The organism is Achromobacter dolens (genome assembly GCF_902859745.1).
Taxonomy (GTDB): Bacteria; Pseudomonadota; Gammaproteobacteria; order Burkholderiales; family Burkholderiaceae_B; genus Achromobacter; species Achromobacter dolens.
This window is the reverse complement of record NZ_CADIJW010000007.1, coordinates 67,779-79,832: the sequence shown is the minus strand read 5'-3', so window position 1 is coordinate 79,832 and position 12,054 is coordinate 67,779. Positions and strand designations below refer to the sequence as shown.

Genomic DNA, 12,054 nt, shown 5'->3' with positions numbered 1-12,054 from the left:
CGCCGACAGGCGGCGCGCGCGGTGGTGCGCGGCCGCACCGCATTGGTGCGCCTTCGAACCGTTTGGGTGCGCGGTGGACGCGCCGGCGCGCCGCCGCGCGGGCGCCAGCGCGATGGCACGCTTATTGCTTTGTCTGCCATACCGGGCCCGTGTCCGGCCAGACAACGCGAGCATTGCAGGCAACGGCGCCCGGACCCACCAGTCCCGGGCGCCGTTTGTCTTTTGAAACCCGAACGGCCCAGCCTGGATAGCCCCATGAGCACAGCGACCTCAACGACCCCCATGCAGACCCTGATCGTCATCGGCAACGGCATGGTCGGCCATCACTGCGTCGAGCAACTGATCGAGCGTGGCGCGCTGGCGCGCTACCGCATCCTGGTGTTCGGCGAAGAGACCCGGCGCGCCTACGATCGCGTGCACCTGTCCGAATACATCGGCGGGCGCGATGCCGAATCGATGGCCATGAGCGACGCCGCGTTCTATGAACGGCCGGGCCTGTCGCTGCGGCTGGGCACGCCGGTGCTGCGCATCGACCGCCACGCGCGGCAGGTGGTGACGGCCGAGGGCAGCCATGGCTATGACAAGCTGGTGCTGGCCACCGGCTCCTATCCCTTCGTGCCGCCGATCGCCGGCGCCGACGGGGCCTCGCGCCTGGTGTACCGCACGCTCGATGACCTGGACCAGATCCGCGCGGCGGCCGATGGCGCCCGGCGCGGCGTGGTGGTGGGCGGCGGCCTGCTGGGCCTGGAGGCCGCCAACGCGCTCAAGTCGCTCGGGCTGGAGGCGCACGTGGTCGAGTTCGCGCCGCGCCTGATGCCGGTGCAATTGGACGAGGCCGGCGGCGCCGCGCTCAAGGCGCGCATCGAGGCGCTGGGCGTGGGCGTGCATCTGTCGCGCGCCACGCAGGAAATCAAGGAAGGCACGCAATACCGCTACCGCATGCGTTTTGCCGAGGGCGCGCCGCTGGAAACCGACCTGATCGTGTTCTCGGCCGGCATCCGGCCGCGCGACGGCCTGGCGCGCCAGGCGGGACTGACCGTGGCCGAACGCGGCGGCATTGCCGTCGACGGCCATTGCCGCAGCAGCGATGCGTCGATCTACGCCATCGGCGAATGCGCCGCGTTCGACGGCGCCATCTTCGGCCTGGTGGCGCCGGGCTACCAGATGGCGCGCGTGGCCGCCGCCGAGCTCTGCGGCGACGACAGCGCGCCGTTCGCCGGCGCCGACATGTCGACCAAGCTCAAGCTGCTGGGCGTGGACGTCGGCTCGATCGGCGATGCCCACGGCGCCACGCCGGGCGCGCGCAGCTATCGCTACATCGACGAGGCCGGCGCCTCGTACCGCCGCCTGGTGGTGTCGGCCGACGGCAAGCGCGTATTGGGCGCGGTGCTGGTGGGCGACAACAGCTACTACGACACCCTGCTGCAATACGCGCAGAACGGCATCGCGCCGCCGGCCGATCCGGCCAGCCTGATCCTGCCCGCCGGGCAGGCCGCGCCCATGCTGGGCGCGGCGGCGCTGCCGGCCACCGCCACCATCTGTTCGTGCCACAACGTCAGCAAGGCCGCCATCTGTGACGCGCTGGACGGCGGCTGCGCCGACGTCGCCGGCGTCAAGGCCTGCACCAAGGCCGCCACCGGCTGCGGCGGCTGCGCGGCCCTGCTCAAGCAGGTGGTGGAACACGAACTGGCGAGCCGCGGCGTCGCGGTGGACAAGAGCCTGTGCGAGCACTTCGCCTACACCCGCCAGGAGCTCTACGCCATCGTGCGGGTGCAGGGCATCGAATCGTTCGAGGAACTGCTGGCACGCCACGGCCGCGGCCACGTCGGCTGCGACCTGTGCAAGCCCACCGTGGCGTCGATCCTGGCCTCGTGCTGGAATCGCCCGATCCAGGATCCTCATCTGGTGCCGCTGCAGGACACGAACGACACCTTCATGGCCAACATGCAGAAGAACGGCACCTATTCGGTGGTGCCGCGCATCCCGGGCGGCGAGGTCACGCCCGACGGCCTGATCGCGATCGGCGCGGTGGCCAAGAAATACAAGCTCTACACCAAGATCACCGGCGGCCAGCGCATCGACCTGTTCGGCGCGCAATTGCACGAACTGCCCGACATCTGGGCCGAACTGATCGCCGCCGGCTTCGAGACCGGCCACGCCTACGGCAAGTCCACCCGCACCGTGAAGTCCTGCGTCGGCAGCACCTGGTGCCGCTACGGCGTGCAGGACAGCGTCGCCATGGCGCTGCGCATCGAAGACCGCTACAAGGGCCTGCGCGCGCCGCACAAGCTCAAGTTCGCGGTCTCGGGCTGCACCCGCGAATGCGCCGAGGCGCAAAGCAAGGACATCGGCGTCATCGCCACCGAGAACGGCTGGAATCTGTACGTGTGCGGCAACGGCGGCATGCGGCCGCGCCACGCCGAACTGTTCGCGCAGGACCTGGATGACGCCACCCTGATCCGCTACATCGACCGCCTGCTGATGTTCTACATCCGCACCGCCGACAAGCTGCAGCGCACCTCGGTCTGGCGCGAGTCGCTGGAGGGCGGCCTGGATTATCTGAAGGCCGTGGTCATCGACGACAGCCTGGGGCTGGGCGCCGAACTGGAGGCGCAGATGCAGTTGGTGGTGGACCGCTATGAATGCGAATGGGCCAATGCCTTGTCCGACCCGGAAAAGCTCAAGCGTTTCCGCACCTTCGTCAACAGCGCCGCGGCGGACCCTGACATCCGCTTCGTGCAGGAGCGCGGCCAGCCGCGCCCCGCGCCGGCCGCGCGCGTGATTCCCATCGCCGAGGAGCTTGCCTGATGCGCTCGAATGCCGTGATTGCCCTGCGCCCGGAGACCGCGCGTGACGCCACGCCCGACGCCGCGTCTTGGCGCCCCGCCTGCACCCGCCGCGACCTGGTAGCCGATTCCGGCGTGGTGGCGCTGGTGGACGGCCGCCAGGTGGCCCTGTTCTATCTGCCCGCCGTTGCCGGCGAAACGCTCTACGCCCTCGACAACCGCGACCCGAAATCCGGCGCCAACGTCATCGGCCGCGGCATCGTCGGCCACCTGGCCGGCGAACTGGTGGTGGCCTCGCCGCTCTACAAGCAGCACTTCCGTCTGCGCGACGGCGCCTGTGTCGAGTATTCCGATCAATCGCTGCGGGCCTGGCCCGTGCGTTTCAATGGCGATGCGGTGGAAGTCCAACCGCCCGCAATGGCTTGAGGGCGACCGCCATGCCGCAGCACGCCATGCCTTCGACCCTGCGCTTTCTCCTGGCCGCCCGCCGCAGCGAGTTGCACGGGCTCGAGGCGCTGGCCAGCACCTGCGAGCTGGCCACCCTGGTCAGCAAGCTGGTGCACGTGCTGCAGAAGGAGCGCGGCTCTTCCAACCTGTACCTGTGCGGCGGCCAGGACGCGCTGCGCCAGACCCTGGCCGGCCTGAGTTCCGACGCCTGCGCGGTGGAGGAGGAAGTGCGCCGCTTCCTCGACCGGCTGGAGCCGGATGCCACCCGCAGCGCCGGCAAGGCGCGGCTGCTCAACTGCATCGCGTACGCGCTGTACCGCCTCGACGAACTGCCGCGCACGCGCCGCGCCATCCGCGACCGCCGGGTCGCGGCGCAAGAGGCCGGGGCGGTCTTCACGCGGCTCATCGCCAGCCTGTTCGCGCTGGTGTTCGAAGCCGCCGATTCGTCGCTGGATGCGGGCGTCACGCGCCTGCTGGTGGCGTTGCTGAATTTCATGCAGGGCAAGGAACTGTGCGGCCAGGAGCGGGCCTACGGCGTCATGGGCTACACCACCGGCTACTTCACCGAGGCGCAGAAGGCCCGCGTGCTGGAGCTGGCGGACCTGCAGAAGCGCTGCTTCGACAGCTTCGCGCAATACGCCGGCGCGGATGCGCTGGCCGTCTGGGAACGGGTGGAACAGGGCGCAGGCCCGGTGCTGCGCATGCGCGACATGGCGCTGCGGACTTCCGAATCCGAACGCGTCGACGCTGGCCTGGCCGAGCTGTGGTTCGGCCTGTGCACCGAACGCATCGACGCGATGCGCGCGGTCGAAAGCCTGCTGGCTGAGGCACTCACCCTGCAATGTCATCGCCGCATCGTCGAGACCCGCGCCGAACTGGACAACCATCGGCTGCTCCTCAGCCGTTTCGCCGATCACGCCAGTGACGACACGCCGGCGATGCTGTTCCAGTTGCAAGGCCGCATTCTCGACGTGCCGCCGCAGGACGGCGTGGGCGAGGCCATGGAACGCTCCATCCTCGACCTGATGCGCGATCAGGCGCAACGCCTGCGGCAGTCGGACGACGCGCTGGCGCTGGCCCGCCGCACGCTGGAGGAGCGGCGGCGGGTCGAGCGCGCCAAGTGGCTGCTGGTCAGCCGCCATGGCCTGAGCGAACAGGCCGCGCACGATCAATTGCAGCGCGTTGCCATGGACTGCCGGCGCTCGCTCGACGAGGTCGCCCGGCAGGTGCTGGCCGAACTCGATACCGCGGCCGGCTGAACGCCGCCGCGATCCCGGCCTACGCGCCGCGCCTGTCCGGCACTTCCCACAACGCGTCGGGCAGGTAGCCCTCCTGCTCGCCCTTGCGGGCGTAGCCCAGCGGATTGGCGACCACGCGGCAGCCTTCCTTCTCGTAGTCCAGCGGGCAGTGCAGGTGGCCGTGCAGCCACATGTCGGCCAGCGGCAGCAGGTGGTCGAGCGCGTTGCAGAATCCGGCGGTGCCCGGCGTCACGCCGTAGCGCGGATCGGCGCTGGCCAGGCTTGGCGCGAAATGGGTGATGGCCACCGTCGGGCCGTCGAACGGCGCGCGCAGCGCCGCCTCCAGCCAGGCCTGACAGGCCAGGCCCTGTTCGCGCATCTGCTCGGCCATGAAGGGGGCGCCGTGGCGCCGCATCCGCGCTTTCTCCAGATAGAAATCGGCGGCGCGGAAGGCCTTGCCCCGCTTGGCCAGCGCCTGCGTCAGCGTGTCGCCCGGCGCGGCCAGCGCGTCGAAGTCGGTCCACAGCGTGGTGCCCACCAGCCGCACGCCGTCGAGCACCAGGGTCTCGCGCTCGAGCCAATGGATCCCCAGCGCCTCGCACAGCGTGCGCAGCCGGTCGTGGGTTTCATCGAAATCGAGGTTGTCGTATTCATGGTTGCCCGGCACATAGACCACCGGCGTCGGCCAGCCGTGGCGAGGCGAATAGCGGCCCAGGCCGAAATCGTCCGCCGTCAGTCTGGAGCGCGGTTGGTACGAGCCGATGTCGCCCGCCAGCACCAGCAGGTCCGCGCCCGCCGTCGGGTGTGCGACGAAAGTGGGGTCGGACTCCAGGTGCAGATCGGACAGCAATTGAATTTTCATGGGGCAGGGCTTGTTTTGGTTGCGATTCGCAAGTAAATTGGTTGCGACCCGCAACTTCAGGACGCGTCATCATGGATCTTATCGATTTTCCCACCCGCTCCCGGGAACAGACCATCCGCGACCTGCGGGAATTCTCGCGCAAGCTGGTGCGAGAACTGGGCTTCATGCGGCCATCGCTGGCCGGCAGCGAGCTGGCGCCGTCGGCGGTGCATGCCATCATCGAGATCGGCCTGCAGCCGGGCATCCAGGCGCGCGACCTGGCGCTGGTGCTGCGGCTGGACAAGTCCAACACCAGCCGCCAGGTCGCCAAGCTGGAGGCGGCCGGCCTGGTGGCGAGAGAGACCGACAGCGGCGACGCGCGCGCCTCGCGCCTGTCGCTGACGCCAGCCGGCCAGGACCTGCGCAGCCGCATCGATCAGTTCGCCACCGAGCAGGTGTCGCGCGCCTTGCGGCAACTGGCGCCGCCCGACCAGGAGATCCTGGTGCGCTACCTGTCGTTGTATGCCGACGCCTTGTCGCGCGAAAACCCCAACACCCGCGCCGCGCAGGCCAGCGACGCGATCGAGTCGCAGATCCAGGAAGGCTACGCGCCCGGCTGTATCGGCGACGTGGCCGGCCTGCACGCGCGCTACTACGCCCAGGCCGCCGGCTTTGGCGTGGTGTTCGAGCGCCTGGTGGCGACGGGGCTGGCGGCCTTCGCGGAGAGCCTGCCCGCGCCGGGCAAGAACCTGTGGCGCTACACCGACGGCAATCGCACGCTGGCCTCCATCGCCATCGACAGTGACCTCGCGGCGCGCACGGCGCATCTGCGCTGGTTCATTGTCGATGAATCGCTGCGCGGCATGGGCGTGGGGCGGGCCCTGCTGGCGCGCGCCATGGCCTTCGTCGACGCGCTCGACATTGACGAAACGTATCTGTGGACCTTCAAGGGCCTGGACGCCGCGCGCCACCTGTATGAGTCGGCCGGCTTCGTGCTGACCCAGGAAGCCGAGGGCACGCAATGGGGCGGCGTGGTGGTCGAACAGCGCTTCAGCCGCGCGGCGCGCTGACCTCGCGCTGACGCATCTGGACACACACTGAGGCCGCGCGCACGCGCCGCGGCCCGCTTCGACGCGTCCGCTTTCACGGCGCTGTCACTTCGCATTCCTAGACTCGCTGGGGTCTTGCCGATGCTTCGCGGCAAGGTTGGTGCTCCTCTTTCCAAATCCACCCGATGACCTCCCGCCGCAACTTTCTCCAGACCGCCGCCGGCGCGGGTTTTGCCGCCGCCGCGCTCGCCGCATTTCCCCCCAGCATCCGCCGCGCCCTCGCCATTCCCGCCAACAACGCCACCGGCACCATCAAGGATGTCGAGCATGTGATCATCCTGATGCAGGAGAACCGCTCGTTCGATCACTACTTTGGCACGCTCAAGGGCGTGCGCGGTTTCGGCGATCGCTTCACCATCCCGCTGGCCAACGGCCGCAAGGTCTGGCAGCAGCAGCGCGCCAACGGCGCCGTGCTGACGCCGTTCCATATCGACGGCAGCAGCCACAACGCGCAGCGCGCGGCCGGCACGCCGCACAGTTGGGACGACAGCCAGAAGGCCTGGGACGGCGGCCGCATGGCGCAATGGCCCACGCACAAGAACGATATCTCCATGGGCTACTTCAAGGAAAGCGAGATCCCGTTCCAGTTCGCGCTCGCCAACGCCTTCACCCTGTGCGACGCCTACCATTGTTCGATGCACACCGGCACCGACGCCAACCGTTCGTTCCACCTGACCGGCACCAACGGCGCCGTGCCCACCAACACCGCCTTCGTCAACAACGAGTGGGACTGGATCGACGGCCTGCCGGCCAACGTCAACAAGGGCTACACCTGGACCACCTACGCCGAGCGCTTGGAACAGGCGGGCGTCAGTTGGATCTCGTACCAGAACATGCCCGATGAATGGGGCGACAACATGCTGGGCGCGTTTCGCGCGTTCCGCCAGGCCAACGTGAATTCCGGCTATCCGGTGTCCAGCGGCGGCGAGCCCGGCGTGCCCTATGCCAACACCGGCCAGGCGCTGCCGTACAAGGCCTACGATCCGGCCACCGACAACGCCGCCAATCCGCTCTACAAGGGCGTGGCCAACACGCTGCCGGGCGCCGCGCCCGAGAACTACCTGGACGCCTTCAGGCGCGACATCCGCGAAGGCCGCTTGCCGCAGGTGAGCTGGATGAACGCGCCGTCCATCTATTGCGAACACCCGGGCCCGTCCAGCCCCGTGCAGGGCGCCTGGTTCCTGCAGGAAGTGCTGGATGCGCTGACCGCCGTGCCCGAGGTCTGGAGCAAGACGGTGCTGCTGGTGAATTTCGACGAGAACGATGGCTACTTCGACCATGTGCCGTCGCCGTCCGCGCCGTCGCGCGATGCCGGCGGCACCCCCGCCGGCAAGACCACGCTGGCCGATGCCGACATGGCGTTCGAGTACTTCACGCACGCCTCGCCCGCCGGCAGCACGACCCAGCCGGCGACCAAGGACGGCCGCGTCTACGGCCCCGGCCCGCGCGTGCCGATGTTCGTGATCTCGCCCTGGAGCCGCGGCGGCTGGGTCAACTCGCAGGTGTTCGACCACACCTCGTGTTGCGTTTCCTGGAGGCGCGCTTCGGCGTGGCCGAGCCCAACATCAGCCCGTTTCGCCGCGCGGTCTGCGGCGACCTGACCAGCGCCTTCAACTTCAAGACGCCCAATGCCGAAGCGCTGCCGACGCTGGCAGGGCGCGCCACGCGCGCGGCCGCCGACCAGTTGCGCAGCGCGCAGGAAGCCCTGCCGCAGATGCCGCTGCCCACCGACATGCAATTGCCGCTGCAGGCCAGCGGCACGCGCCCGTCGCGCGCGCTGCCCTACGAACTGCACACCAGCGCGCGCTGCGCCGCGGCCGGCACGGTGGAACTGGTGTTCGCCAACACGGGCACGCAGGGCGCGGTGTTCCACGTCTACGACCGCTATCACCTGGACCGGCTGCCGCGCCGCTACGCGGTCGAGGCCGGCAAGACCCTGTCCGACACCTGGAACGCGTTGCTGGACAACCTGGGCAGGTACGACCTGTGGGTGCTGGGCCCGAACGGCTATCACCGCCATTTCAAGGGCGACATCCACCGCATCGCCGCCAGCGGTTCGCTGCCCGAGATCCGGGTCTGCTACGACATTGCCAATGGCGAGGTCTACGCCGAGTTCCTCAACACCGGCGCCAACGCCTGCACCTTCACCGTGACGCCGCAGGCCTACCGGCAGGACGCGCCGTTGGCGCTGGAGGTCGCGGGCGGGGGCAAGGCCACGCGCAATTGGAGCCTGGCGGCCAGCGGCCAGTGGTATGACCTTGCCGTCACCTGTTCCAGCGATCCGGCGTTCTACCGCCGCTTCGCCGGCCGCGTCGAGACCGGCGCGCACACGGTGAGCGATCCGGCCATGGGCGTGGCCGGCGCCTGAGGGCCGGACGCGCTCAGACGCGGAAGTCCGCCGCCATGTCCTCGTCCGTGCGCATGGGCAGCTTGCCCGCGCGGCAGGCCTCGAGGAAGCGGCGGTAGTCCTTTTCGTTCTGCCGCGCGTAGCCCTGCGCGTACGCCAGCAGCGCCTCGGCGAACGGGCCCGCGCGTCCCATGTACGCGGCCAGCTCCACCGAGTGCCCGCTGGCCTTGGCATGGGCCCGCGCCAGCGCGCGGCCGCACATGCGGGCGTAGCCGGTCAGGATCTTCTGGTTGAAGCTCTCGACGTCGGCTGAGACTTTCATGTCGCGCAACTGGCGGAAATAGTAGTGCTTGCCGCGCGGCCCGGTGGCCCAACCCAGGAAGATGTCGCTGGCCGCCTGCAGCAGCCGCTGGCCCGTCACCACGCGATATCCGGCATGCGCGGGCGCCCTGTCGCGGGCATAGCGGGCGATGACGGATTCTCGCGCTTCCTTGGCCTGCAGGAACAGCGGATTGCCCCAACTGTCCACCATCAGCATCACCAGGCAGACCGTGCCCACGCTGCCCACGCCCACCACCTTGAAGACCACGTCCTGCGCCGCGAAGTGCTTGAGCAGTTCGCGCCGGTCCGGCGCCAGGCTATCGAGATAGCCGGCGTAGCATTTGGCCATCTTCTTCTTCCAGGTCGGCGTGTCCGGCCAGTGCTCGGCCTTGCCCAGCAGCGTCACGGGACCGCTGGGGTGGAACATGGCCGGCGGCGCGTCGCGGATGCGCCAGTGGCCGCCTTCCATGTACGCCATCTTGTGCAGCATGCTCTCGTTGGTGCGGCCGGCGGCCTTTTCCATGGCGCGGCTGATCAGCCGGCGGCCCTCGGCGGTTTCCGCGTCCTGCAGCATGCGCTCGAAGGTGATGCCCTCGTACCACACGTCGAGCGTGCTGTTCTGCGCGTACTCGTTCATGCGCAACTGGTATTCGCAGGCGGCCGCCATGACGATGTCGGCGCTGTCGCCGCGGCCGTAGCCCATGTGCGCCGCCGCCACCGCAAGGCTGGCGGTCAGCCGCTTGATATCCCATTCCCACGGGCCGGTGGCGGTTTCGTCGAAATCGTTCAGGTCGAACAGCAACTGCCGCTCGGGCGTGGCGAAGCCGCCGAAGTTGAGCAGGTGGGCGTCGCCGCAGATAGGGATGGAGATGCCGGTATGCGGGGTGCCGGCCAGGTCGTGCGCCTGCAGGATGGCGGCGCCGCGAAAGAAGGCGAAGGGCGAGGCCGCCATGCGGCCGTAGCGCAACGGGATCAGGGCCTGTACCCGTCCGGCGCTATTGATCCGCAGCAACCGGATCGGGTCCCGGTCGACATTGCCGAGGGCGGCGTGGGACGAGCGCTTGACGTGCTCCCGGGCTTTTTGCCCGTTGGACCTGCGCGCTTGAATGCTGTCTGTTTCGAGCATGGCGGTTCCCTGGTCGCGGACCGGTGCCGATGACCGGCCTGTCGCCAGGAGTGTAGCGGGACTGGGCGCCTTGTGGGTGTTCCCGCGCGAGCGGCGGCCGCCCGCGGAGCCTCATTGGAACATGCCGTGCTCGACACAGAACGCCACCAGTTCCTGGTCGGTGCGCACGCCCAGCTTGCGCATGGCCGACATCTTCTGGCCGCTGACGGTCTTGACGCTGCGCTTGAGGCAGCCGGCCACCTGCATCATCGACTCGCCGCGCACGAAATGCCGCAGCACTTCGAACTCCTTGGGCGAGAGGCTGTTGATGCGCTCGCCGATGAGCGCGCCGTGTCCCGCCGGCGAGCGGCGCCGCGGCAGGCCGGGCGGATAGTATTTGCGGCCGCGTTGCAGCGCCTGCAGGGCGGTGACGATCTCGTTCGGGCTGTCGTGCTTGAAGACCACCGCATCCACGCCGGCGTCGTACAGCGCCGACACGATCATGGGGTTGGACACCATGGTCAGCACCACCACGCGGACGCCGGGGTAGTGGCGGATCAGGTACTTGACCAGGCGGATGCCGTCGCCGTAGAGGTCGTCGCCGGGCATGGCGTAGTCGGTGATGACCACCTGCGGCGCGTCGCGTGCAAGCTGTTCGACCAGCGCCGTGGGCGTGTCGAGCGCGGCGACGACCTCGAAGCCCAGGTGCTTTTTCAGCAGGTCGGCCATGGCCATCAGGACCAGCGGATGGTCGTCGGCGATGGCGATACGGAGTCGTTGCATGCGAAGCGGGGTCAGGTTGGCCGGGGAGACAGACGAATTATTCCGCATCGGCGGCCGGTCGCGGAACGCATGGCGCCGAAGCCGGACGAGGCGAGAGGATTCCAGGATTGAGAATTTTCCTGTTCAATCGCTTCCCCGCCTTTGGCACCATCGTCCTCATATCTGCTGTCTTCCGTCCGACGCGGCCGGCATTGCGGCGTGTCCACGCCTTCATGAGGTTCCATGATGTTCTCCCCCACGCGCCGCCCCTGGCCGGCGCCCGTGGCCCGCTTCCGCCATGCGTGACGCCGTTCCCGCCTGTCCTGCGCGAAAGGAACCCCTGTTCCTGCGGTTCCAGCCGGTCTTCACCGCGCAAGGCCGTGTGCATGAGTACGCGGTCGCGGACGGCTTCACGCCGTGGAGCGGCGGCGCGGACAACCTTGCGCCGCAACGCGCGCGCCTGCGCGCCGCGGCGGCCTTCGCCGAGCAGTCCGGCGCGCTCATCGACCTGTCTTTCGAACACGCGCTGGCCGGGCCCGGCGACGCCGACCTGGCGCAGCGCCTGTGCACCGATCTCGACATGGGCCTGACACGCGACCAACTCTGCCTGGGTGCGCGCGCTGGCGGCAAGCGCGCGCACCTGGGGACCCGGCGCCTGACTTTCCTCCTGCCCTTGTTCCAGCGCCTGTTGCCCCAGGCGTCCGTTCTGGCCAGCTATGCCGAATTCCAGCCCGGCTTGCGGGCGCAATTGCTGCCCGCCACCTGCGGCGGCGAACCGGTGGCCTGTGGCGCGCTGCGCGTCTGCGGCCTGACCCTGAAGATTCCGCGCGGGCTCGGCGCCGACCGCTCGCTGCAGCAGCGCTTTTGCGCCGTGATGGCGTGCATCGAGGATGCCAAGCTGCAGGTGCTCGCCGACGACATAGAAGACATTCACGATTTCGTCTGGCTGCGTGCGCACCCGGGACTGCTGTTTCGCGGCGCCATGCTGTCCTCGCCACTCAGCGCGCAATGCCTGGCGGTCTGGCTGCAGGCTGACGGCGGGGCCTGGCGCAGCTTCAACGCCTGCGTCCACCGGCCCGGCCCTGGCGCCGGCTAGCG

The 12,054-nt window shown here is 69.1% G+C and carries 8 protein-coding genes and 1 pseudogene; 6 read left to right on the top strand and 3 right to left on the bottom strand.

What is annotated here, in order from left to right; genetic code table 11:
- Positions 1-255 precede the first annotated feature (255 nt).
- The 3 genes from nirB to HV783_RS08320 are packed head-to-tail and all read left to right on the top strand — an operon-like array spanning position 256 to position 4,492.
- Entirely contained in the window at positions 256-2,808 is a 2,553-nt protein-coding gene (nirB, locus tag HV783_RS08330) for a nitrite reductase large subunit NirB (protein ID WP_175188962.1), read from the top strand.
- Complete coding sequence (nirD, locus tag HV783_RS08325; protein WP_175188961.1) at positions 2,808-3,212, top strand: nitrite reductase small subunit NirD; 405 nt, start codon at positions 2,808-2,810, stop codon at positions 3,210-3,212. The genes nirB and nirD overlap by 1 nt, the downstream gene beginning before the upstream one ends.
- 26 nt (positions 3,213-3,238) lie before the next feature.
- Positions 3,239-4,492: a nitrate- and nitrite sensing domain-containing protein gene (locus HV783_RS08320; protein WP_254603847.1), complete on the top strand. Its 1,254-nt coding sequence runs from the start codon at positions 3,239-3,241 to the stop codon at positions 4,490-4,492.
- Between the two features lie 19 nt (positions 4,493-4,511).
- Here the strand turns inward: HV783_RS08320 and HV783_RS08315 are convergent, their stop codons facing one another.
- Positions 4,512-5,333, bottom strand: a complete 822-nt coding sequence (locus tag HV783_RS08315) for a metallophosphoesterase (protein ID WP_064528727.1) — start codon at positions 5,331-5,333, stop codon at positions 4,512-4,514.
- A gap of 71 nt (positions 5,334-5,404) precedes the next feature.
- Here HV783_RS08315 and HV783_RS08310 point away from each other — a divergent pair, with 71 nt between their 5' ends.
- Complete coding sequence (locus HV783_RS08310; protein ID WP_054500844.1) at positions 5,405-6,382, top strand: GNAT family N-acetyltransferase; 978 nt, start codon at positions 5,405-5,407, stop codon at positions 6,380-6,382.
- A 164-nt stretch (positions 6,383-6,546) separates the two neighbouring features.
- Positions 6,547-8,789 (top strand): annotated as a pseudogene (locus HV783_RS08305) (phosphocholine-specific phospholipase C).
- A gap of 13 nt (positions 8,790-8,802) precedes the next feature.
- On the opposite strand, the gene HV783_RS08300 reads toward HV783_RS08305, so the two are convergent.
- Together HV783_RS08300 and HV783_RS08295 are read right to left on the bottom strand one after the other, a co-directional pair.
- Entirely contained in the window at positions 8,803-10,215 is a 1,413-nt protein-coding gene (locus tag HV783_RS08300; RefSeq protein ID WP_175188959.1) for a DUF2252 domain-containing protein, read from the bottom strand.
- Between the two features lie 111 nt (positions 10,216-10,326).
- Positions 10,327-10,977, bottom strand: coding sequence for a response regulator (locus tag HV783_RS08295; RefSeq protein WP_054500847.1), 651 nt, complete (start codon positions 10,975-10,977; stop codon positions 10,327-10,329).
- 277 nt (positions 10,978-11,254) lie between these two features.
- Here HV783_RS08295 and HV783_RS08290 point away from each other — a divergent pair, with 277 nt between their 5' ends.
- Positions 11,255-12,052: a hypothetical protein gene (locus HV783_RS08290; protein ID WP_175188958.1), complete on the top strand. Its 798-nt coding sequence runs from the start codon at positions 11,255-11,257 to the stop codon at positions 12,050-12,052.
- The last annotated feature ends 2 nt before the right edge of the window (positions 12,053-12,054 follow it).

What these genes read in the sequence shown, in the direction of transcription:
- nirB (WP_175188962.1), top strand. Translation starts at nt 256, where the DNA reads ATGAGCACAGCGACCTCAACGACCCCCATGCAGACCCTGATCGTCATC.
- nirD (WP_175188961.1), top strand. Translation starts at nt 2,808, where the DNA reads ATGCGCTCGAATGCCGTGATTGCCCTGCGCCCGGAGACCGCGCGTGAC.
- HV783_RS08320 (WP_254603847.1), top strand. Translation starts at nt 3,239, where the DNA reads ATGCCTTCGACCCTGCGCTTTCTCCTGGCCGCCCGCCGCAGCGAGTTG.
- HV783_RS08315 (WP_064528727.1), bottom strand. Translation starts at nt 5,333, where the DNA reads ATGAAAATTCAATTGCTGTCCGATCTGCACCTGGAGTCCGACCCCACT.
- HV783_RS08310 (WP_054500844.1), top strand. Translation starts at nt 5,405, where the DNA reads ATGGATCTTATCGATTTTCCCACCCGCTCCCGGGAACAGACCATCCGC.
- HV783_RS08300 (WP_175188959.1), bottom strand. Translation starts at nt 10,215, where the DNA reads ATGCTCGAAACAGACAGCATTCAAGCGCGCAGGTCCAACGGGCAAAAA.
- HV783_RS08295 (WP_054500847.1), bottom strand. Translation starts at nt 10,977, where the DNA reads ATGCAACGACTCCGTATCGCCATCGCCGACGACCATCCGCTGGTCCTG.
- HV783_RS08290 (WP_175188958.1), top strand. Translation starts at nt 11,255, where the DNA reads ATGCGTGACGCCGTTCCCGCCTGTCCTGCGCGAAAGGAACCCCTGTTC.